This is a genomic window from Nitrosovibrio sp. Nv17 (assembly GCF_900119085.1).
GTDB lineage: Bacteria > Pseudomonadota > Gammaproteobacteria > Burkholderiales > Nitrosomonadaceae > Nitrosospira.
On the sequence record NZ_FPIQ01000002.1, the window covers coordinates 22,431 to 43,718 of the forward strand.

The 21,288-nt window shown below is 63.2% G+C and carries 18 protein-coding genes and 1 pseudogene; 5 read left to right on the forward strand and 14 right to left on the reverse strand.

Annotated elements, in window-relative coordinates; genetic code table 11:
• Nucleotides 1–7 precede the first annotated feature (7 nt).
• Nucleotides 8–2,440, reverse strand: coding sequence for a heavy metal translocating P-type ATPase (locus BT108_RS01815; protein WP_072292989.1), 2,433 nt, complete (start codon nucleotides 2,438–2,440; stop codon nucleotides 8–10).
• Nucleotides 2,437–3,576, reverse strand: coding sequence for an urease accessory protein UreH domain-containing protein (locus BT108_RS01820; RefSeq protein ID WP_218184796.1), 1,140 nt, complete (start codon nucleotides 3,574–3,576; stop codon nucleotides 2,437–2,439). Before BT108_RS01820 ends, BT108_RS01815 begins: the two co-directional genes overlap by 4 nt.
• Nucleotides 3,577–3,791: 215 nt before the next feature.
• On the opposite strand from BT108_RS01820, the gene BT108_RS01825 reads away from it, so the two are divergent.
• Nucleotides 3,792–4,694, forward strand: coding sequence for a Cof-type HAD-IIB family hydrolase (locus BT108_RS01825; RefSeq protein WP_072292853.1), 903 nt, complete (start codon nucleotides 3,792–3,794; stop codon nucleotides 4,692–4,694).
• 734 nt (nucleotides 4,695–5,428) lie between these two features.
• Complete coding sequence (locus tag BT108_RS01830; RefSeq protein WP_143142347.1) at nucleotides 5,429–7,345, forward strand: integrase; 1,917 nt, start codon at nucleotides 5,429–5,431, stop codon at nucleotides 7,343–7,345.
• A 430-nt stretch (nucleotides 7,346–7,775) separates the two neighbouring features.
• Here the strand turns inward: BT108_RS01830 and BT108_RS13425 are convergent, their stop codons facing one another.
• The 3 genes and pseudogenes from BT108_RS13425 to BT108_RS01850 all read right to left on the reverse strand — a co-directional run bounded on the left by BT108_RS13425 (nucleotide 7,776) and on the right by BT108_RS01850 (nucleotide 11,300).
• Nucleotides 7,776–8,603: a vWA domain-containing protein gene (locus BT108_RS13425; RefSeq protein ID WP_177257227.1), complete on the reverse strand. Its 828-nt coding sequence runs from the start codon at nucleotides 8,601–8,603 to the stop codon at nucleotides 7,776–7,778.
• A gap of 491 nt (nucleotides 8,604–9,094) precedes the next feature.
• The gene (locus tag BT108_RS01845; protein ID WP_072292857.1) at nucleotides 9,095–9,739 is read right to left on the reverse strand and encodes a hypothetical protein; all 645 of its coding nucleotides are present in this window, start codon (nucleotides 9,737–9,739) and stop codon (nucleotides 9,095–9,097) included.
• Between the two features lie 434 nt (nucleotides 9,740–10,173).
• A pseudogene (locus BT108_RS01850) lies at nucleotides 10,174–11,300 on the reverse strand (transporter).
• 68 nt (nucleotides 11,301–11,368) lie between these two features.
• Between BT108_RS01850 and BT108_RS01855 the strand changes: the two are divergent.
• Nucleotides 11,369–12,244: a LysR family transcriptional regulator gene (locus tag BT108_RS01855; RefSeq protein ID WP_072292858.1), complete on the forward strand. Its 876-nt coding sequence runs from the start codon at nucleotides 11,369–11,371 to the stop codon at nucleotides 12,242–12,244.
• A 111-nt stretch (nucleotides 12,245–12,355) separates the two neighbouring features.
• On the opposite strand, the gene BT108_RS01860 is transcribed toward BT108_RS01855, so the two are convergent.
• From BT108_RS01860 to pdxJ, 4 genes are all read right to left on the reverse strand, one after another.
• Nucleotides 12,356–12,793 (reverse strand): Hsp20/alpha crystallin family protein, encoded by a 438-nt coding sequence (locus BT108_RS01860; RefSeq protein ID WP_072292859.1) that lies wholly within the window; start codon nucleotides 12,791–12,793, stop codon nucleotides 12,356–12,358.
• 110 nt (nucleotides 12,794–12,903) lie between these two features.
• A complete protein-coding gene (gene nagZ, locus BT108_RS01865) occupies nucleotides 12,904–13,953 on the reverse strand; it encodes a beta-N-acetylhexosaminidase (protein ID WP_072292860.1) in 1,050 nt (349 codons plus the stop codon).
• 10 nt (nucleotides 13,954–13,963) lie between these two features.
• On the reverse strand, nucleotides 13,964–14,347 hold the full coding sequence (gene acpS, locus BT108_RS01870) for a holo-ACP synthase (RefSeq protein ID WP_072292861.1): 384 nt from the start codon (nucleotides 14,345–14,347) through the stop codon (nucleotides 13,964–13,966).
• On the reverse strand, nucleotides 14,344–15,087 hold the full coding sequence (gene pdxJ, locus BT108_RS01875) for a pyridoxine 5'-phosphate synthase (RefSeq protein WP_072292862.1): 744 nt from the start codon (nucleotides 15,085–15,087) through the stop codon (nucleotides 14,344–14,346). The genes acpS and pdxJ overlap by 4 nt, the downstream gene beginning before the upstream one ends.
• Nucleotides 15,088–15,180: 93 nt before the next feature.
• Here pdxJ and BT108_RS01880 point away from each other — a divergent pair, with 93 nt between their 5' ends.
• Together BT108_RS01880 and BT108_RS01885 are read left to right on the forward strand one after the other, a co-directional pair.
• A complete protein-coding gene (locus BT108_RS01880) occupies nucleotides 15,181–15,618 on the forward strand; it encodes a YeeE/YedE family protein (RefSeq protein ID WP_072292863.1) in 438 nt (145 codons plus the stop codon).
• 1 nt (nucleotide 15,619) lies between these two features.
• Nucleotides 15,620–16,075 carry a DUF6691 family protein gene (locus BT108_RS01885; protein WP_072292864.1) on the forward strand — a complete coding sequence of 152 codons (456 nt, stop codon included), beginning with the start codon at nucleotides 15,620–15,622 and terminating at the stop codon, nucleotides 16,073–16,075.
• Between the two features lie 44 nt (nucleotides 16,076–16,119).
• On the opposite strand, the gene recO is transcribed toward BT108_RS01885, so the two are convergent.
• From recO to lepA, 5 genes are read right to left on the reverse strand one after another with little or no spacing between them, the layout of a single operon-like run.
• Nucleotides 16,120–16,905, reverse strand: coding sequence for a DNA repair protein RecO (gene recO / locus BT108_RS01890; RefSeq protein ID WP_072292865.1), 786 nt, complete (start codon nucleotides 16,903–16,905; stop codon nucleotides 16,120–16,122).
• The gene (era, locus tag BT108_RS01895; RefSeq protein WP_072292866.1) at nucleotides 16,898–17,803 is read right to left on the reverse strand and encodes a GTPase Era; all 906 of its coding nucleotides are present in this window, start codon (nucleotides 17,801–17,803) and stop codon (nucleotides 16,898–16,900) included. The genes recO and era overlap by 8 nt, the downstream gene beginning before the upstream one ends.
• A 54-nt stretch (nucleotides 17,804–17,857) precedes the next feature.
• A complete protein-coding gene (rnc, locus tag BT108_RS01900) occupies nucleotides 17,858–18,532 on the reverse strand; it encodes a ribonuclease III (protein ID WP_072292867.1) in 675 nt (224 codons plus the stop codon).
• 40 nt (nucleotides 18,533–18,572) lie between these two features.
• A complete protein-coding gene (lepB, locus tag BT108_RS01905) occupies nucleotides 18,573–19,376 on the reverse strand; it encodes a signal peptidase I (RefSeq protein WP_072292868.1) in 804 nt (267 codons plus the stop codon).
• A gap of 46 nt (nucleotides 19,377–19,422) precedes the next feature.
• Complete coding sequence (gene lepA / locus BT108_RS01910) at nucleotides 19,423–21,219, reverse strand: translation elongation factor 4 (RefSeq protein ID WP_177257228.1); 1,797 nt, start codon at nucleotides 21,217–21,219, stop codon at nucleotides 19,423–19,425.
• Nucleotides 21,220–21,288: the final 69 nt, after the last annotated feature.

Below are 21,288 nucleotides of genomic sequence, written 5' to 3' on the forward strand. Positions count from 1 at the left end.
ACTCCTTTCAGTGTGGTTGAACGGGTGTTGCCGTGTGGCTGCCGGGCCACCATCGCTTCAGCAGCAGCGAGTTTCCGACTACCGAAACCGAGCTCATCGCCATCGCTGCGCCGGCGACGACGGGGTTCAGCATTCCCATGGCCGCGAGTGGAATGCCCAGCACGTTGTAGATGAAGGCGAAGAAGAGATTCTGGCGGATTTTTCTCAGGGTTGCGCGCGAGAGCGAGATGGCATCCGCTACGCTCATCAGGTCGTCGCGCATGAGAGTGACGTCCGCTGCCTCGATCGCCACCGCGGAGCCCGCGCCGACGGCAAAGCCGATGTCTGCGGCGGCCAGCGCCGGCGCGTCGTTGACGCCGTCGCCCACCATGCCCGTGAAACGGCCGGCGGCCTTCAACCTTGCGACTTCGGCAGCCTTGTCCCCGGGCAGTACCTCGGCGCGGTATCTGGAAATGCCGGCCAGCTTCGCGATGGCGGCGGCGGTGGCGGCATTGTCGCCGGTGAGCATGAGGACGTCGATGCCCATCGACCGCAAACGGGCCACTGCCCGCGCCGAGGTGTCCCGCAGCCGGTCGGCGATGGCGAGATAGCCCAGTGCACCGGTTCCGGCACCCGCACCGGTATCCGCCACCGCGGCCAGTCCGATGACGGTCTTGCCTTCGGCCTGGAGCGCGCCGACAGTCTTCCCGTCGATCGCCACGCCGTGTTCGCGCAGCAGCCTGGGCGAGCCGAGAAGGTAGGTGACGCCATCGACCCGGGCGGTGACGCCGCCGCCGGGGATGGCGCTGAAGTCCTGTGCCGCTCCGGGCCGGATGCCGAGGGCTGCGGCCCGCTGCATCACCGCCCGGGCGAGGGGATGCTCCGAGCCCTGTTCCAGGCTTGCCGCGATCCGCAGCAGCGTGTGTTCCGCGATGGCCGCGGCGGGGACGATGTCGGTCACCGCGGGCCTGCCTTCGGTCAGGGTGCCGGTCTTGTCCACCACCAGGGTCTGGATCTTTTCCGCTTGCTCCAGCGCGGTGGCGTTCTTCACCAGCACACCTGCCTGCGCGCCGCGGCCCATCCCGACCATGACGGCGGTCGGCGTGGCCAGTCCGAGCGCACAGGGACAGGCGATGACGAGCACCGCCACGGCGTTGACGAGGGCTGGGGCGAGGCTGCCACCCAGCCACCAGGTGAGCAGCAGCGTCACGGCGCTGATGGCCACCACGACCGGCACGAAGACGCCGGAGATGACGTCCGCCAGCCGCTGGATGGGCGCCTTGGAGCCCTGCGCCTCCTCCACCAGGCGCACGATTCCCGCCAGCTGAGTGTGCGCCCCCACCCCGGTGGCGCGGCATCTGAGCAGGCCGTGCTGGTTCAGGGTGGCCGCGTACACGCGGGCACCGGTCTGCTTGGCTACGGGCAGGCTCTCGCCGGTCAGCATCGACTCGTCCACGCTGGAAACGCCTTCGATGACCACGCCGTCCACCGGCAGGCTCTCGCCCGGGCGCACGATGAAGATTTCATCGACTCCGAGCGCGTGCGTGTCGATCTCGACGATGGATCCCTCGCGCTCCACGCGCGCAGTCGCGGGCTGCAGCCGGATGAGCGCTTCGATCGCCGCCGAGGTTCTGCTCTTGGCGCGGGCTTCCATCAGCTTGCCCAGGAGCACCAGCGTGATGATGGCGGCGCTGGCCTCGAAGTAGACGTGCTGCTCCAGTGACAGCAGGGTCACCGCCGCGCTGAAGAAGTAAGCCATGCTGGTGCCCAGGGCGACCAGCACGTCCATGTTGGCGCCACCTCCGCGCAGGGCGTGCCAGGCGGCGACGTAGAAGCGCCTGCCCACCCAGAACTGCACCGGTGTGGCCAGTGCGAGCTGCAGCCAGCGTGGCAGCAATTCGGTGTGATCGCCCCAGAACATGGGGCCCATCTGCAGGAGCAGCGGCAGTGTCAGCACGGCGGAGATCCAGAAAACACGGAATTCCGCATGGTACGCGGCGAGTTTGCGCGCCTTTTCCTCGGCCCGCCCGGCCTCGCCGAGTTCGCGGGCGCCATAGCCCGCATCCGTGATCGCCGCGATCAGGGCATCCATGCCGATGGTGCCGGGCGGCAGGCTGACGTGCGCGGTCTCCGTGGCTAGGTTGACGCGGGCGGTGACGCCGGGCAGCCGGTTGAGCGCTTTTTCGATGCGTCCGCTGCAGGCGGCGCACGTCATGCCATCGATCTGCAGTTGCACCGACCGCGGGGCGACGCGAAACCCGGCCCTTTCCACTGAATGGACCAGTGCTTCCGGTGGAATCGCGGTCTCGTCGAATTCGATGCGTGCCGTCTCGCTGGCGAAGTTGACCACCGCGCGTACGCCTGGCAGCCCGTTCAGGTTTTTTTCGATGCGCGTCGCACAGGCCGTGCAGGTCATGCCTTCGATGGGCAGTTCGAGCCGTTTCAGAGCGCGGGCGTTCATGATCGATGCAGGGCGGGCAGCCCGGCATGCGGGAAAGCGTCCCATCCCACGCGATGGACAGCTTCCCCTTCCGGAAGGGCCTGTGCAGGCGCCGCATGGGGCAAGCGGGACAGCAGCGAAGCGGCGTCGTATCCCGAGCCGGTCAGCCTGAGTCCCCGGTCGGCCATCATCAGGCCCATGGCGATCACCATGACGGCGGAGGCCCGCACCAGAAGATCGATGGTACTGCGGGAAACGGTGCTTGCGACCAGGCCGAAGCCCAGCAGCGGCACGAGCGTGCCCAGACCGAACAGGCACAGCATCGTTGCGCCCTCTTGCGCGCTGCCGGTCCCGGCGGCCATGACGTACATCGCCTGCAGCGGGCCGCAGCCCAGCATGAGGCCGTTCAGCAGCCCGATGGTCAGGGGGCGGCGCGGCTGGCGCAGCCTGTTCGACACGTTTCCAGTGACAAAGCGGGGCAGGCGCAGCGTGAAGCGGCGCAATCCTGCGAATACGTTCAGCATCTTCAGGCCGTAGACGATGACGAACAGGCTGGCTGCGAGCGTCACCGTGCCCCGCATCGCGGGAGTGAACGCCAGGAGGGACCCCAGCATGCCCAGGCTGCCGCCGATGAGCGTATAGGATGCCGTCTTGCCGGCGGCATACATCAGGTGGGCGGTGGCAATGGAGGCGGCAGTGCGGGGTTCGACCGCCGAGGCGTAACCCGCCACGAAACCGCCGCACATGCCGATGCAGTGGAAGCCGGTGAGAAAGCCGATGGAGACCAGCATGGCGTATCCCAGATTGGGGCTCATTTCTCCCACCAGATCCGGTACCATGCTTCTCCCCCAGACGGTGACGCCTCCGATGGCCAGCAGGAACGACAGGAAGATCAACGTGGGGCGTGCGCCATGGGCGGACGGGAGGACGGAAGGGCTGTCGGGTTCGTAGCCCGCACCCTCGATGGCGCGGCGAATGGCCGCGTCCCGGATGGGCGCATCGTCGAATTCGATGTCGACGGTCTGCCTGGCGTGATCGGCGCTGACCTTCCTGACGCCGGGCAGCTGGCCCACGGCATGCTCGATGGTTTCCTCGCATCCCGCACAACGCATGCCCCTGACCCTGAGGTGTGCCGATCGAATGTCCGTGTGTGCCATAATGCTCGCCATTCCAGCAGTCGATCCTGCCTGGCGGCAGGAGTTTTCCGCGCCTCGCAGCCGGGCATTCCGAAGAGATGCCGCCAGCATCGCATGCTCCGGAGTTGCGGCTTTATACTATACCGCTATGGGGTATATGTCAAGATATGAAATAGAGGTGGGGGGTATGCGATTGCTGGCATGCATCGACCGTTCCCACGTACCGGGGGTTGCAGATGGCGGCGCAGCATAGACGAGCATGGCGTCGCGATGACGTCCCGCCGGGGATATCCGGGCTGAAGGCGGTGGCGATCGATGTCGACGGGACGCTGCTGAATCCTGCGCACTGCATTTCACCCGCCGTGGGGAAGGCGATCCGCCATGCCTGGCGGCACGGCATCCGCATCATCCTTGCATCGGGTCGCCATCCTGGCTCTCTGTGCGGACTGCTGGCGCAACTCGGGATCGATGGTCATGTCGTGGCATTTTCCGGGGGTGTCGTGGCGCGTGCCGAATCAGGTGGGCGGATCGAGATCCTGTTCCAGAAACAGCTCGACCTGGGCTATGCGGAATCACTGGCGCAGCAGGCGCTGGGCGACGGTCTGAGCGTCGCCTGGTCCACGCTCGATGGCTGGTACACGCCCGGCGCAGGTGAAATGTACCGTCAGGAGGCGGCGATCCTGCAGCAGAAGCCTGTGATCGTGCCCGGCCTGAAGGGGGTGGGCATCGCGCCGCACAAGCTGCAGATCATGAGCGGGAATGCTGCGGACATGCTACGCCTTCGTGCCCTGCGCGCCGAGATCCTGCCGATGTGTTCCGCCGTGTTCAGTCATGACTACATGCTCGAAGTGATGCCGCGGGGAACGGACAAGGCGGATGGTCTGGCGTGCATCGGACGCCTGCAGGATCTCGAGATCGGGGAAATGATGGCCATCGGGGACGCGGAAAACGACATGGAGATGCTGCGGCGTGCGGGATGGGGTGTGGCGATGGGCCACGCTCCGGAGGCGATCAAGGCGGCGGCCGACTGGGTTACGCTGACCAACGGCGAAGACGGGGTTGCCTTCGCTCTCGAGCAAGGCTGGTTCAGGCGGTATTTTTCCGGCAAGCTGCCGCTGCACCGGGAAGATCATCCTTGAAACACAAGGGGATATCCTTCGCCTGTCCTGGCGTTTTTACGATATCCGATCTGTTCGGGTATTCCCGCAATCGACCGTGGTCCAGCATTTTCTGCCGGAAGGCGGCCGATCTGCGATCCAGCGGGGCGAGTGTGGTGTGGGGGGTCGATTGATGCACGGAGGCCTTCATACCCCGGATTCCTCTATCGACCTGCTCGGACGGCCGGGATGGAAATGGGTCCGAAAGGACGATTTCCCGAGATTCCCGGACGAATGATCATGGGCGGCATGCATGTCGGTACAGTAGATCCATATCATTGCAGGCAGATGAATCTGTCGCCGGATTTTCCTGTTTTTTCGGTGATATTGCGAGGCATCTTGTGATTAATGGCACATCGGGGTATTTTTTTGCGTCACACAGCAAACTTTTTGGCGTAGCATTCGATCATGGCGATCCACTCGGGTTGCATGATTGATTCTGTTGAGTTTTTCGAGCCAGTAGGATTGGAGGACAGTTCCATCGATGCCGGTCGTCCGCTCGGCAATCGAAAGCTCTGAGCCAGAGATGACAAATGCCTACAACTCGGGTATCAGGAGCAGGCCTTGATGGTTGAAGAAATGATCGGACATGCGACCCCTGGTTCTTTCCGCTTCCTGCCGCCGGTGGTGCCGGCCAGTCCGGACGGTTGGCGGAGTGGATGATGGAGCGCCGGGCTGCTCCGCGCATCCTTCCGGGGGAACATCGGTCTTCCGGCATGCCTGCGAGAGGAGAATCCGGATACTACACACGCCGGTTTCGCGTCTTCGGCACCCTGTTTCTGGTCAGTGCCGCCATCGGCCTGGCATACGACTACAGCCGCCCCGCAATCTACCGCAGCAGTGCGACGCTCCTGACGTCCGCGATGACCGCCATCGACCGGGAGAGCGGCGACGCGGACATCCAGCATGTCGCCATCCAACGGCAGGTGCTGCTGGGAAGCGACCTGATGGAGGCAACGCTGTCCCGGCTGAAGGAGGCGGGCCGGCTTCCATCTCATTTCGCCGCGTCCGATCTGCAGGTGCAGCTGCATGCCGATCCCGTCCCCGAAACGAATATCGTGGAACTCCGCGCGGAAGGATCGGATCCGGCCTTCCTGCCGGTATTGGTCAATACGTGGATCGATGCGTATCTGGATACGCGTGAACGAGAAGTCCGGCAGGTAGCAGGCGATACGCGCCGCGTCCTCGAAGACGAACTGCAGGGGCTGGCTGAAAGGATCGATGCCGCGCGGAAGGAGCTGCAGTCCTTCAGGACGGCGCACGACATTTCTTCCACCGGGCGGGAGGAAAATGAGGCGCTGGCCCACTTCAAGGCGTTGACCGATGCGTTGAGCCGGGCAAATGAGGAGGAAATCAAGGCCCGGGCGAACGTCGAGGCGATCCAGTCGGCCATCCTGCGCGGCAAGCCGGTGGTGCCGAACGAGGAAAAGGGCAGCGTGCTCGAGCTCGAGGTACGCCTGCAGGGTTTGCGCCAGAAACTGATGGATCTGGAGGGGAAATACACGCGTGAATACATCGAACTGCATCCCGAGTACAAATTCATTCCCGAGCAGATCCGAAAGCTGGAGGAAGAGGTCACGGGCAGGCACAGGGAAGGCCGGGATGCTGCGCTGGAGGATGCGGAGGTCGCCTATTCCGCTGCACGGCAGACCACGCGGGAATTGCGCGCGCAGTTGGATGCCCATAAACACCGGACTGCCTCGTTCACGACGGAGTTTGCCCGCCACGACGCGCTGAGCGCCGACCTGGAGAGCCTGGAAAAGCTTCATCGCGAAACCCAGGAGCGGCTCACGCTGGTCAGGACGGGGCAGAAGGAAAAATATCCCCAGGTGGCGGTCATCAGCCGGGCGCATGAATCCACGGCTCCTGTCAGGCCGGACTACGGTGGCGACGCCTTGATCGTGCTGGCAGGATCCCTGCTGCTGGGATTGCTGGGTGTCTGGCTCCTCGAATATCTTTCCCGGAAAAATGAAGGGCGGTCACCGCTGATTCCGGTATTCGAAGTGCATCACGCCTTTGCAGGTGGAGACCTGCCCGATCGTTCGCGCATGCAACCCGCCCCGCTGGGCCATGGCGCGGTTCCCGCCCTGGCCGTTGCCGCGGAAGCCAGGGAGCTTTCCAGCCATCACCTGAAAACGCTGCTCAAGGCCGCCAACCCGAGGGCGAGGCAGATGATCGGCCTGCTGCTCAGCGGGCTGGACATGGACGAGATCGTCGCCCTGAAGCCGGAATGGATCGACCTGGAGACAGGAACCCTTTCCATCGCTGGACGCACGCCAAGAATCCTGCCGCTGAGCGGTGGGCTCAGATCACTGCTGGAACAGACGGAAGGCCGCGTCGCGTGGAATCCGGGCGATCCGGATCTGCGGATCGATCTTTCCGCTGCGTTGGTATGCGCTGCGGTGGATTCGGGTCTGCCGGATCCGGAATCCGTCACGGCCTGGACGATTCGCCACAGCTACATCGTCTATCTGGTGCGCCAGGGGATACGCCTGTCGGATCTCGAGCGCATCGTGGGTCACGTGGAACCCGCCGCCATGTCGAGTTACAGTCGTTACTCGCCGCAACAGCCGGGACGCCTCCTCGAGGAAGTCGAGCTTTTCCATCCCGCCATGATCCTGGACATCCAGTAACGACTGCTTTCCCGGTCTCGGGGCAATTCCCTCAGCCCGCCTCTCGGCGTGGCAGCGATGCAGGAGGGATAAGGGCGCAGCGGCCCGGCGTGTTATGCAGGCTTGTCGATGGGGAATACGATAAACACGTCCGCATCAGTCCAGACGACGATGAGCGTGTACACGGACAAAATTACATCAAGGATATCCACGGCTTCCGCAGTATTGCCCGCGCCAGGCCTGCCCAGTCCATGATGAAACGGCGAATCTCCGTATTGTACGGGGATGGGTTTGATAGGGGTGTGCGGGTCTTCGGAGTGAACGATGCGGATACCGAACCGGGCGGGATTCCGATCCGCCACGGTAAAGGTCCATGGATGCATTTCCCCCGCTGGCGCCCCGGCAAGGCAGGGACGCCAGCGAGGAAGTGCGGGCACGGCGGCCCGCCATGCTATCGAGCTTGTCTGCGGCGAGCGAAGCCGAAGCCGAGCAGGCCCAGGCCCACCAGCGCGAGCACACCGGGCTCGGGCACCTGGCTGGGCTGGCATCCGGGCGCGGTCGGATTGGCCGTGCAGAAGTCGATCGTCTCTTGCAGCTTGGCAGTGGCGAAGGCGGTGACGAAATTCTCAACCACGGTCTGGTTGGTGGTGTTCAGGCCCAGGAGATTGAATACCTGGCCATGATTTCCCTCTGCCAGCGCCTTGTAGGAATTGATCGTGCTGCTGCCGTCCAGCACGGCGTTGTACAGCGCGTTGTTGTCCTTGAGCAGGTCGTCCAGAATGGACGCGGTGACGGCGCTGCCGCCGACCGCTCCTCGGCCGATGGTATCGCCGTTGCTGGGCTCGTCGGTGAAGATGATGATGTTGAGCACCGCGTCGGGACGGAAGGAGAACAGCGAGCTTTGCCCATCCAGCGCATTCAGCGCGAAGGCCGAGGCGGTGTAGCCCGGCTCCGCGCTGCCGCTGGAGACGAGCCCGGCTGCGGCGGCAGCGAACCCGGCCGGGTTGGTGAGGTCGGTCACCAACCGCGGTACCGCTGCGCCGTTGCCGTAGCCGACGAGGCCGTAACGGGCGTCGACGCCGCCGGCCGAAAGGATCGAGGCGAACAGACCGATATTGTTGCGCAGGTTGGCCTGGACGTTGCTCATGGATCCCGATTCATCCACGATCATGATGATGTCGGTACGAATCTGGGCGGCCTGGGCGGTGACGCCGAGACCGAGCAGCGAACCCGTGAGCAGGGCTGCCTGACATAGTTGTTTGAATTGTCTGAATTTCATGAACATCTCCAATTATTGTGGTTACAGGATGCATCCCTCTTGCGGCTGCGATGCGATGTGCAGCCATGCATCATCAAGCAATATTCATGCCATGTATGGGTTCGTGGGATTACAACGGCTTGGAGGGGGAGACCCCTGGATGGATGGGCTTTACTGTAAAGCCATTCGACGCGCCCGATGGCAGGGGCGCGTGCCGGGTGGCATGTTAGAGGAGAGCGCCCCACGGTTTTCGAAGACCGGGCCTTGCGGTCCTCGTGTTCGACCGGCCCTAAGTGATGTCGGGGTTGCGGTTCAGTGGGCAAGCCGGGACTTGCCCAGCCGGATTTTTCCCGATTGTCCCGGCAATCCAGAAACCTGCTGGAATCGGTGTCTTGGTCCTTGCGAGGGGTGCCGCTGCTAGGGAAATGGATTTAGGTCACCGGCCGCTACCGGTCTTCCGAGTGCCTCCACGACCGCCGTACGATGGCAGAAGGGGGTGCGATGCCACTATCCTACGCGGCGGGTTTCTTCGGGTTCCATTTGTGGATGGCGCCCCCGACGAGTCCCGCCAGGGCGACCACCATCACCAGGAAACCCCAGCCGGTGCCCTTGCCGCTATGCACGAAGTCGCCCGCCCGTCTGACCTCAAGCGGAATGGTCACCAGCGTCTCGGGGCGACCCGCCTCATCGTCCCCAATGATCAGGAGGTTATACTTCGCCAGGGGCTCGAGGTCCACCGCGAGAGCGATGTTCCCGGAGCCGTACGCCTGCGCGGGAACCACCAACACCTCGCGTTCGTCGCCGCCTTCCACTTTCATGAGCCGCACCGTGAGCGGGACTTCGCGTATTTCCGGAGCGAACAGGTCCATCACGATGTTGAGGGGGCCGGCCGGCACCGGGGAGCAGAACGGCGGATAGGAAGGATGGTCTCCGTCCGGCACCACATAGGCGTTGAATCCCACCGGAAAGGCGCCTGTTTCCACGACGCATGCGCCGCTGGAGAAGGACTCCTTCTGCCGGGTACGGTTCTCCGGGCGAGGGGCGCGCAACGAACTGCTGAAATCCTCCGCCTCTTGCGCGCCGGACGCCGCAGGAAATGCCGCCAGGGCAGCGATTCCCAAGCAGAGCATTGCGACCAGCAGGGAACGAAATATCATTGTTATTCTCTCCTATGTGGTGTAACCCCATAATTGCTCAAGGGATAATTTTTAAAATTTAATAAGAACAGCATGTTATATAATACCATATTAATAATATGGTTATTAAAACGATGGACCGGACGCTGGCCTAAGAAAAAAGCAGATCGCGAGCGTGTACGCGCTGCCCCTACTGATTCTTCGCCGGGACGATGCAGCGATCTGTCGGTTATAAATAAATCGGCGTTATTCGCTGTTCCAGTGCGTGCTTTTTCTTAGATGGTTTCCTGAAAAATTCAAGAGTGGGATCATCCATGGCTTTTTAAAGGGAATAAAGCCCATTTTTGGATAACATTGCTCCATAAATGGATCAATCGGCATGAGGTTTCCGAATGCCCGAGTCCATGGGATCTCCAATAGCGATAATGGATTCCCCACCCATCGGGGCTCGATCATCAAAAGGGCGTGATCAGCCTCAACCAGGCCGCATGACCTTGAAAGCGATTCTTGGCGTACATTTCATGCTGCCACTGCGCAATGAATATCGTTCCGCTCGGGCTGCTGTAGATCGCACTGGGCCCGATCGCGAGTACCTCGCCTCTGCGTCCCGAAGACCACGGGCCGAGCGTCGGCGAGATTGTCTGCCCATCGAGTCTGTCGTCGGTCGTTTGCTTCAGGTAATAGCCCGAAAGTCCAGCGCCCCATAAGCCAAACCGCTTGCCGATGAGAAAGTCGATGTGGAACTCATCCCCGGACGCGTAATCCATTTTCGGCCCACCCGTGGCGCGACGAAACTCCTTATTCCTGCTCTTGATGTTATACATGAGCTTGCTTGAGATCTCCCATCCCTTTTCACTGAGCCAGTCACCGCGAAGACTGGTTCGATGCTCCAGTAGCGGGTGCCGATGCTCTTGTGCGGATTCCCGGGTTCATACGGGCCGGTAGGCATGCGGATATCCAGCGCCGCCACCCAGTGCCAATTTCCCAGATGCCAGGCCAGGCTGCCCGGGCTGACGGTTATATCTCCCAGACCGGTGATTGAGCCTGCGTCTGCGAGTCTCATCCTTTGATGCACGATCGGCACGACCATGTGTACCCCGTAGTTACCCCCCATTACGCGCATCTCGGAGATGTGAACAAGGCGAAATGCGTTGAACCAGGCACTGACCGATGCACCCGGCACCTTGTCGCCATTGCCGTCGTGCAGGGAGGCACTGTAGTGCCCGGAATAGCTGAGGAAATGGGTTCCCGGCGGTGGCGCCGCACCCGCAAGCCAGTTTTCCGCCCCGTTCGGATACTGATCGCCACCTTCCTTGGCAATCGCGTCTCCCATAAGCGGTTCCAGCAGGGCCAGCGCAAGACTGCACAACTTGAGGTTTATGCTTCTTTTCCTGCTGTCATTGACAGGATATTGAAATTTTCCTTCGTGGCCGGGTAAATGACGATGAATTGGATCGGCTAACCGTATCGTGGGACATGGCGTTCTGACTTCTGCCATCTTTATAGCGACAGCGACTGTTCGCTGTTCCAGCCCCTCTCTTTCTTCATGATGATTTCCTTGCAATTTCCAGGGTGGAATCATCCACTGCTTTTTATATAGAATAAAGACTGTTTATTGGATAACATTGATCCATCAATGGAGCAATTGGTATGGAATTTCTGAATGACATGGCCCTGTTCGTGGAAGTCGTCAAGGCCAGGAGCTTTCGCGGCGCCGCCGACATCCTTGGAATGCCGAATTCGACCCTGTCGCGGCGGATCGGTCTGCTCGAAAAGATGATCGGGCTGCGTCTCCTGCATCGCACCACGCGCAAGATCGAGGTGACCGAGGCAGGCCAGATTTATTACGAGCGCTGCAAGCGCATCGTCGATGAAGCAAGGCTTGCACACGAGCAGCTCGGAGAAATGCTCGCACAGCCCAGCGGCGTGCTGCGAGCCTCGCTGCCTGTGGATTTTGCGGTGACCTACATGGCGCCCCTGATCGCGGAATTTGCAAGTCTTTATCCTGGCATCACGTTCGATTTCGATCTGGCGTCACGGCGGGTCGATCTGGTGAGCGAGCCGTTCGATGTGGCGATCCGCATAGGGGAGCCGGAGAATTCACAATTGATCGCGCGCCCTCTGGCCGTGCTTCCCAGATATCTTTACGCTTCGCCGGGGTACCTCGCACGTGCGGGGGAGCCCATCGATCCTGCGGATCTCGAGCGCCATGAACGCCTGGGCATCGTGCAGGCCGGCACCTGGGTACTGCACGACGGGACGCGCACCGCCAGGATTTCCATTGGCGACCGGTTCACGCTCAATAGTATCGGCATGGTTCGCCGCCTGGCGGTACTTGACATGGGGATCATCATGCTGGCGGAAGGCATGGTTGCCGACGACCTCGCCGGCGGGCGGCTGTGTCGCATACTGCCCCGGTGGCGGGGAGATCCGATATCCGTTTACGCCGTCACCGAGACCCGGTTGCTGCCTGCAAAGACACAGCGCTTCATTGAATTCCTGCAGGAGCGTCTGGGTCGCTCGTGACCGGAGCCGAAATTTGGCTGGAGGACGTGCAGGCCTGGTGCCATCGCCACGCCGGAATGAAAAACCCCGCCGGAGCGGGGAGGGAAGGGACATTCAAGCCGCTGCGAGCCGTTATTGCGTCGAGGTCACGCTGATCTTCTTGGGTTGCACGGCTTCGCGCTTGGGGATGGAAATCTCCAGGACACCGTGGTCGACCTTCGCGGATATCCCGCCGGCATCGGCCGTATCGGGCAGGCTGAAGCGCCGGTAGAACGAGCCATAGGTGCGCTCCACGCGCTTGTAGCCCTCCTTCTCCGTTTTTGCCTCGGTCCTTTTCTCGCCCTTGATCGTCAGTATGCCTTCTTCCATGGTGACGTCGATCTCTTCGGGCTTGACGCCGGGCAGGTCCGCCAGCAGGATGAATCTATCGGGTTCTTCCTTGATGTCGACCGCGGGCGCCCATTCCGCAGTGGCGGTCGATCCTTCTCCGCTCACGCTTTCGCGCACGCGATCCAGTTCTCTGTGCAGCTGGTTCAGCAGGCTCCAGGGTTCATAGCGAGTAATGGCCATATTGCCTCCGTCAGGTTGAATGGACGTCATGCCGATCCGTTGCACGGTCCGGCATCTGTCATCCTATATGGGTATGGTCGCCGGATTTTCAACCGCGTTGTCCGTTCCGCCTATGCCAGGGGGAGCTCGTCTCTGCCGGAACCGATGCCGGCTACGCTTTCCACTGCATCGACGTAGGCGGGACGGGCGCGCAGCGTCGCAAACGAGTCGGGATGGTGCCGTCCACGCATGCGGGCAAGGCGTACGACGCTCAGCGCGGGCATGTCCCACTGCAGTTCCGCGAGCAGCGTATCCGCAGCCTCAGGGTTGTTGCATACCAGGATCATGTCGCAACCGGCCTGCAGCGCATGCTGCGCGCGCTGCAGGATGCCGCCCGCCACACCGGCGCCCGCCATGTCCAGGTCGTCGCTGAAGATGCAGCCCTCGAAGCCCAGTTCGCCGCGCAGGATGTCTTTCAGCCAGACCCTGGAGAAGCCTGCGGGCTGGGCATCCACGTGCGGGTAGAGGACGTGCGCCGGCATGATGCCCGTCAATCCCAGGTGAATCATCCGGGAGAACGGAATCAGGTCGTCCTGCCGGATATCCGCATAGCTGCGCTCGTCCACCGGCATCTCGACGTGGGAGTCCGCCCGTATGTAGCCATGCCCGGGGAAGTGCTTGCCGACCGCCGCCATGCCGCCCAGCCTGAGTCCCGCCATCAGGCCCTGGGCCAGTTCGACGATACCCTGGGGGGTGCGGTGAAATGCGCGATCCTCGATGACGCAGCTTTGCCCGTGATCGACATCCAGCACCGGAGTGAAGCTGAAGTCCACGCCGGCGGCGCGCAGTTCCGCCGCCAGTACGTAGCCGGTCTGCTTTGCCAGGCGTTTCGCCCTGCCGTGGTGCGTGTCCCAGGCCATGCCCAGCGCGCGCATGGGCGGCAGTCGCGTGAAGCCGTCGCGGAAGCGCTGCACCCGCCCGCCTTCGTGATCCACGGCGATCAGGAGCGGAGGCGTGCGCAGATCATGGATGTCCGCCGTCAACTGCATCAACTGCTCCGGCGACGCATAGTTGCGGGCGAACAGGATGGTTCCGCCCACCAGCGGGTGCAGCAGCCGTTTCCTGTCGTTTGCGGTCAGCCGCACCCCTTCGATATCCAGCATGACGGGGCCGAGAGACATCAGGTTTTCCTCAGGCTTCCGCTTCCAGGATGACGAAGGCGCACGCCAGGTTCAGTTCGTCGCTGATGGACAGATGGTGGCGGGTGATGCCCTCGCTTTGCACCAGTGAGTCCAGCACGGGGTGAAAGGTGAAGCCAGGTTTGCCCAGGGAATCGTGGACGATGCCAATATGATTCAGGCTGACCGGCGCGCGCATGCCCGTGCCCATGGCCTTGGAGAGGGCCTCCTTGGCGGCGAAGCGCTTGGCCAGGAACATGGCGGGCTGACTGCTGCGGAGGTACTCCGGCCACTCCTCATCCGCCAGCAGCCGTCTGGCGAAGCGCTCGCCGTATCTTTCCAGCAACCGGGCGATGCGCGCGGGCTCGACCAGATCGGTGCCGATTCCATAGATCACGGACGCGCTTCCCGCATCAGCGTCTTCATTTCCGCTACGGCCTGCCGCAGGCCGGTGAACAGCGCGCGCGCGACGATCGCATGGCCGATGTTGAGCTCGGAGATGCCGGGTATCGCCGCGATCGGCTGAACGTTTTCATAGTGGAGGCCATGCCCGGCGTTGACCTTCAGCCCCTGGTCGATCCCTTGCACAGTCGCGGTGCGGATACGCTCCAGTTCATGCCGCTGCGTTTCCGGGGTGGCGGCGTCGGCATAGTGGCCGGTGTGGATCTCGACCACTGGCGCTCCGGCTCGTGCCGCCGCCTCGATCTGCGCCAGGTCGGCGTCGATGAACAGCGAAACCCGGATACCGGCCTCCGCCAGCCTGCTGCAGGCGTCGCTTACCTGCGAGAAGTGGCGCACCACGTCGAGGCCCCCCTCGGTGGTCAGTTCTTCCCGCCGTTCCGGCACCAGACAGATATCCTGGGGCCGGATGCGCAGCGCGAAGGCGAGCATCTCGGCGGTTACCGCGCTTTCCAGGTTCATGCGGGTAGCGAGCATGCCGCGCAGCGTCTCCACGTCGTCTTCCTGGATATGGCGCCGGTCCTCGCGCAGGTGCAGCGTGATGGCATCCGCGCCGGCCGCCTCGGCGACCATGGCTGCTTCCACGGGGCTGGGATAGAAGGTGCCCCGCGCCTGGCGCAGGGTGGCGACGTGGTCGATGTTGACACCCAGCAGGATGGTGGAATGGGTTCGGCTCATGGCGAGTATGGATGGAAGCGCGACGGATTGAAATGGAAACTTGGTATACTACTATACCAACCTGCGTGCGCGCACACATTGGCAGGAGGAGGAATGTCGATCGACTGGACTCAGTTTACGCCATGGACCTCGCTGGCGGGGGGCGCGGCCATCGGCGCTGCGGTGGCGCTGTTGCTGCTCGTCAACGGGCGCATCGCGGGCATCTCCGGCATCATCGGAGGATTGTTTGCGCTGCGCAGATACGACATGGGCTGGCGCGTCGCCTTCCTCACGGGTCTGGCTGCCGCCCCGCTGGCGTGGCAGCTGTTCTCCGAACTGCCGCCGGTGCGCATCGACGGCGGCTACGCCGTCATGGCGGCGGCCGGGCTGGTCGTCGGCCTCGGCACCCGCTATGCGTCCGGCTGCACCAGCGGACACGGGGTGTGCGGGCTGTCCCGCCTGTCGCCGCGCTCCATCGCCGCCACCCTGGTCTTCATGGGAACGGGTTTCCTCACCGTCTATCTCGTGCGGCACGTCCTCCACGGGGGTTAGGATGCGGGGGAGCTTCATCGCGGCGGGTGCATCCGGACTGGTCTTCGGCTTGGGGCTGATTCTCGCCGGCATGGCGGATCCGGGCAAGGTGCTCGCCTTTCTCGACCTCGGCGGTGCATGGGATCCGTCCCTGGCATGGGTGATGGCGGGTGCGATCGCAGTGGGCTCCGCCGCCTTCGCCGTGGCGCGTGGGCGCGGCCGCAGCTGGCTGGGAGCCGAGTTCGACCTGCCCGTTTCACGGGCGATCGACCGGCGCCTGGTGCTGGGCAGCCTCGCGTTCGGCGTGGGCTGGGGCATGGCAGGCATCTGCCCCGGCCCGGCCCTGGTACTGGTGGGAAGTGGGAGCGCCAAGGGGCTGGTGTTCGTGGCGGCGATGTTGGCGGGGATGAAGCTTTTTCAGATGCTGGAGGGGCGCCGATCAAGCAAAGGAACGATTCCCGGCGGGAACGAAGGATAGCAGGAAGCGTCGAGCCGCGTGCGGCTTGGGGCGGGCATCCGTCCTCAGCACAGCTGGTGCAGATCCACCAGCAGCTGGCGCGTGTGCAGTGGCCGGTCTCCGAGGTAATGGTTGAGTATGTAGCGCATGAGCACCCGGCTTTGCTGCCGGGTGGCGGTATCGGTGTAGTTTCCTCGCTCCATGTCCAGCAGGGTCTTGCCGCTCACCTTAGGACCCGCGAGGGGTAGATCATCCCATGCCACCGGTCCGCGCTCGATTTCGTAGCGATATTCGGCATCGGGCCGGGTGGGCCCGCCGGATGCGATGTCGCGGTCGAGCGTCAGGGCATAGCCCAGTTCCCGCAGCATGCGCTGCTCGAAGGAACGGAGGATGGGTGCAGGGTCGCTACCGGCTCCCAGTTCCGCCAGCGCTTCTCCATAGTACATGAACAGCTGCTCGTGCGGATCATGGCGGTGCAGCAGCCGCACCAGGAGCTCGTTGAGATAGAAGCCACAGATCAGCCCGCTGCCCTGCAGGGGCGGCTGGCCACCCTGCCATTCGGCCTTGTACAGCGTGTGCAGCTCGGATTTGCCACCCCAGGTCAGCAGCAGCGGCTGGAAGCCGCGCAGCAGCCCCCTGAGGGCGGAACCGGGGCGCCGGGCACCTTTCGCCAGCAGTGGAATCCTCCCGCAGTCGCGAGTGAAGGCTTCGACCACCAGGCTGGTCTCCCGGTAGGGATAGGCGTGCAGTACGTAGGCGGGCTCGGCTTCCTGTGCCTGCACGCGGGTAGCGGCTTCGCGCGCCTCCTGCCCGGTCCTGGCCGCGTGGCCGGAGAGGCGCGGATCATTCATGGCCCAGGCTTCTCAGGATGGCGGTATCGTCGCTCCAGCCACTTTTCACCTTGACCCATGTCTGAAGGTACACCTTGCCACCGAAGCTGCGTTCCATGTCCTGGCGTGCCTGCATGGCGACCTGCTTGAGCTTTTCGCCGCCCCTGCCGACGATGATGGCCTTCTGCCCGGGCCGGTCGACGATGATGGAGGCGTGGATGTTGCGCAGTTCTCCTTCCACCGTGAACCGGTCGATGAGCACGCCGGTGGAGTAGGGGATTTCCTCGCCCAGCAGGCGAAACAGCTTTTCCCGGATCAGCTCGGCTGCGACGAAGCGCTCGCTGCGATCGGTGATTTCATCTTCCTCGAACAGCGGCGGATTTTCTGGCAGACAGGATCGCACCGCCTCGATCAGGTGCGTCAGCTGCACCCCCTTCTGCGCGCTTACCGGCACGATGGCGGTGAATGCATGCATCGTCGCCATGTTTTCGAGGAAGGGCAGCAGTCGTGTCTTGTCGGCCAGGCGGTCCACCTTGTTGACGGCGAGGATGACCGGCCGGCGCGGCCCTTCCGATGCGGCAAGGTGTTCGAGGACACGCCGGTCGCGTGCATCGCAGTGCAGCGCCTCGACCACCAGCAGGATCACGTCCACGTCGCGTATGCTCTGCAGTGCAGTGCGGTTCATCATACGGTGCAGGCGATTCACATGCTGCGCCTGCAGCCCTGGCGTGTCGACGAAGACGAACTGGGCGTGCGCATCGGTAAGGATGCCATGGATGCGGTGGCGGGTCGTCTGCGGTTTTCTCGAGGTGATGCTGACCTTGCTGCCGACCAGACGGTTGAGCAGCGTCGACTTGCCGACATTGGGGCGTCCAACGATGGCGACATAGCCGCTGCGATATGGGACGGAGCCGGGCATCGTCGGGAGCGTCACGTGGCGGGCCTGGAGTAAGGACGGTGCATCCGCGGCCGGCTAGCCGGACAGGCGCAATTGCTCGTACGCGCGCCGGGCTGCCTCCTGTTCGGCGCTGCGGCGCGATCTCCCTGTCCCCAGGGTCCGGATGGACGGCTTCTGGATGATGCATTCCACCTCGAACTGCTGCTCGTGGGCGCCGCCCGTGGTGGCAATGACCGCATAGTGCGGCAGGGCCAGCCGACGGCCCTGCAGGATTTCCTGCAGCAGTGTCTTCGGATCCTTGTCCAGTGTGTGAAAACCCGGCCCATGCAGCAGTGGGGTGAACAGGCGGGCGACGATCTTCTCGGTCTCGGCGAATCCTCCATCCAGGTAGACGGCGCCCAGCACCGCTTCCAGGGTATCCGCGAGGATGGAGGGACGCTGGTTTCCCCCATTCCTGATTTCTCCCTCGCCCAGCCGGATCAGCCCTCCCAGTTCGAGATCCTGGGCCAGTCCGGCCAGCGCCTGGCGGTTGACGAGATTGGCCCGCAGGCGCGACAGGTTGCCTTCGGTGAGTTCCGGGAATTGTCTGAACAGGAGGATCGCGACTGCGCAGTTGAGCACGCTGTCCCCCAGGAACTCGAGGCGCTCGTTGTGCGGCAGGCCGTGGCTGCGATGGGTCAGCGCCTGATGCAACAGCCCCGGCTGATTGAAGGTGTAGCCGATTTTCCGGGAGAGCGGGAGATTGGCCATGGGTCGGGCAGCGGATATCGCCGTCGGTCCGGTTCCGCTGCTACTTGATGGACAGGCCGATACGGCCCAGATCGTTGAAGTTCCACCAGATCATGAACGCCTTGCCGACGATGTTGGATTCCGGCACGAATCCCCAGTAGCGGCTGTCGCTGCTGCTGTCGCGATTGTCGCCCATCGTGAAGTAATTGCCCTCCGGCACCTTGCAGGTGAATCCGCTATCGCTGTAGCTGCAGTGGTCGCGGTGCGGGAAGGGCCGCACGCCGGCGAGGTGCATGGCGGGCGCGTCGGGGTTGGTCAGGACGTTGTAGCCGTGAGCGTCCAGCGATTCCCGGAAGCGTCTGCTGTAGACGTAGTTCAGGCCCGACTCGATGTATGTGTACTCGCCGTCCGGCTCCATCCTGAGCGGTACGTCATTGATGCTCAGTTGCTTGTCATGGTAGGTGACGATGTCCCCGGGGACGCCGATGATGCGCTTGATGTAGTCCATCGAGGGATTCTCGGGATAGCGGAACACCATCACCTCGCCGCGCCGGGGTTCGTTCATCGGTATGATCTTGACATTGGCGACCGGAAGCCGGATGCCGTAAGTATATTTGTTGACGAGGATGAAGTCCCCCACCAGCAACGTCGGGATCATGGAGCCGGAGGGGATCTTGAAGGGCTCCACCAGGAACGAGCGCAGCAGAAAGACGATCAGGATGACCGGGAAGAAGCTCTTGGGATATTCCACCCACCAGGGCTCCGGGCTCTCCGGCATGCGGCGCCGCTTCAGCACGAGGCGATCGAGCAGCGCGATACCGCCGGTGATGATCAACAGCACCAGCATGATGAGTGGAAAATTCATTCCTGTTCCTTGTCGCGGTGTGAATCATTCAGGCGGCAGGCAGCCGCTATTTGTCGCCGACCTGAAGGATGGCGAGAAAGGCCTCCTGCGGGATTTCGACGTTTCCGACCTGCTTCATGCGCTTCTTTCCCGCTTTCTGCTTCTCCAGCAGCTTGCGCTTGCGGGTAATGTCGCCGCCATAGCACTTGGCGAGCACATTCTTGCGCAGCGCCTTGATGCTCTCCCGGGCGATGATATGGGCGCCGATGGCTGCCTGCACCGCAATGTCGAACATCTGGCGCGGGATCAGCTCGCGCATCCGCTGCGCCAGTTCGCGTCCCCGGTACTGGCTGCTGGCGCGGTGCACGATCAGCGAGAGGGCATCCACCTTCTCGCCGTTGATGAGGATGTCCAGCTTCACCAGGTCGGAGGCACGGAACTCCCTGAACTCGTAGTCCAGCGAGGCATAGCCGCGGCTGGTGGACTTGAGCCTGTCGAAAAAATCCATGACCACCTCGTTGAGCGGCATCTCGTAGGTCAGCATCACCTGCCGGCCCAGATACTGCATGTTCTTCTGGATGCCGCGCTTGCTGATGCACAGCGTGATGACCGCCCCCACATACTCCTGCGGCACGAGGATGGTGGCGGTGATGACCGGCTCCCGGATTTCCTCGATGCGGGAAGGATCCGGCATCCTCGACGGGTTGTCGATTTCCGTCACGGTGCCATCGCGCAACACGATCTGGTAGACCACCGTGGGGGCGGTGGTGATGAGATCCATGTCGTACTCCCGCTCCAGCCGCTCCTGCACGATGTCGAGGTGCAGCAGGCCGAGGAAGCCGCAGCGGAAGCCGAATCCCAGCGCCTGCGACGTCTCCGGCTCGTAGTGCAGGGAGGAGTCATTGAGCCGGAGCTTTTCCAGCGCGTCCCGCAGGGCGTCGTATTGGTTGGATTCCACGGGGTAGAGCCCGGCGAACACCTGTGGCTTGATCTCCTTGAAGCCCTGTAGCGGTTCGGCGGCGGGACTGCGCGCCAGCGTCACGGTGTCGCCCACCCGGGCGGACTTCAGTTCCTTGATGCCGGCGATGACGTAGCCGACCTCGCCCGCACCCAGGCATGGGCGCGACTTCGACTTCGGCGTGAAGATGCCGACTTCCTCGCACAGGTGCATCGTGCCGCTGGCCATGAGCAGGATCTTGTCGCGCGGGGTGAGCAGGCCGTCGAACACTCGCACCAGCATCACGACGCCGACGTAGTTGTCGAACCAGGAATCGATGATCAGCGCCTTCAACGGTGCATCCGGGTCCCCGCGGGGCGGAGGGATGCGCGCGATGACGGCGTCCAGGACATCCTCCACGCCGATGCCGGTCTTGGCGCTGGCATGCAGCGCCGCCCCGGCCTCGATGCCGATGATGTCCTCTATCTCCTTGATGACGCGCTCCGGCTCCGCGGCGGGGAGGTCGATCTTGTTCAGCACCGGCACCACCTCCACGCCCTGCTCGATCGCGGTGTAGCAGTTGGCCACGGTCTGCGCCTCCACCCCCTGGGAGGCGTCCACCACCAGCAGGGCGCCCTCGCATGCGGCGAGGGAGCGCGAGACCTCGTAGGAGAAGTCCACGTGCCCCGGCGTGTCGATCAGGTTGAGCAGGTAGATCTCGCCATCGCGGGCGGTGTATTCCAGGGCGGCAGTCTGCGCCTTGATGGTGATGCCGCGCTCGCGTTCCAGATCCATGGAGTCCAGCACCTGTGCCTCCATTTCGCGTTCCGACAGGCCGCCGCACAGATGGATGATGCGGTCCGCGAGCGTGGACTTGCCATGGTCGATATGGGCGATAATGGAGAAGTTGCGAATGTGGCGCATCATGCCGGATCAGGAGACCGGGTTTCGATCCATGGGGCCAGGGAAACGGATGCGAGGTGGGTGGAGCAGGGA

Coding starts and splice junctions, on each gene's coding strand:
- BT108_RS01815 (WP_072292989.1), bottom strand. CDS start 2,440: ATGAACGCCCGCGCTCTGAAACGGCTCGAACTGCCCATCGAAGGCATG.
- BT108_RS01820 (WP_218184796.1), bottom strand. CDS start 3,576: ATGGCACACACGGACATTCGATCGGCACACCTCAGGGTCAGGGGCATG.
- BT108_RS01825 (WP_072292853.1), top strand. CDS start 3,792: ATGGCGGCGCAGCATAGACGAGCATGGCGTCGCGATGACGTCCCGCCG.
- BT108_RS01830 (WP_143142347.1), top strand. CDS start 5,429: ATGCCTGCGAGAGGAGAATCCGGATACTACACACGCCGGTTTCGCGTC.
- BT108_RS13425 (WP_177257227.1), bottom strand. CDS start 8,603: ATGAAATTCAGACAATTCAAACAACTATGTCAGGCAGCCCTGCTCACG.
- BT108_RS01845 (WP_072292857.1), bottom strand. CDS start 9,739: ATGATATTTCGTTCCCTGCTGGTCGCAATGCTCTGCTTGGGAATCGCT.
- BT108_RS01855 (WP_072292858.1), top strand. CDS start 11,369: ATGGAATTTCTGAATGACATGGCCCTGTTCGTGGAAGTCGTCAAGGCC.
- BT108_RS01860 (WP_072292859.1), bottom strand. CDS start 12,793: ATGGCCATTACTCGCTATGAACCCTGGAGCCTGCTGAACCAGCTGCAC.
- nagZ (WP_072292860.1), bottom strand. CDS start 13,953: ATGTCTCTCGGCCCCGTCATGCTGGATATCGAAGGGGTGCGGCTGACC.
- pdxJ (WP_072292862.1), bottom strand. CDS start 15,087: ATGAGCCGAACCCATTCCACCATCCTGCTGGGTGTCAACATCGACCAC.
- BT108_RS01880 (WP_072292863.1), top strand. CDS start 15,181: ATGTCGATCGACTGGACTCAGTTTACGCCATGGACCTCGCTGGCGGGG.
- BT108_RS01885 (WP_072292864.1), top strand. CDS start 15,620: ATGCGGGGGAGCTTCATCGCGGCGGGTGCATCCGGACTGGTCTTCGGC.
- recO (WP_072292865.1), bottom strand. CDS start 16,905: ATGAATGATCCGCGCCTCTCCGGCCACGCGGCCAGGACCGGGCAGGAG.
- era (WP_072292866.1), bottom strand. CDS start 17,803: ATGCCCGGCTCCGTCCCATATCGCAGCGGCTATGTCGCCATCGTTGGA.
- rnc (WP_072292867.1), bottom strand. CDS start 18,532: ATGGCCAATCTCCCGCTCTCCCGGAAAATCGGCTACACCTTCAATCAG.
- lepB (WP_072292868.1), bottom strand. CDS start 19,376: ATGAATTTTCCACTCATCATGCTGGTGCTGTTGATCATCACCGGCGGT.
- lepA (WP_177257228.1), bottom strand. CDS start 21,219: ATGATGCGCCACATTCGCAACTTCTCCATTATCGCCCATATCGACCAT.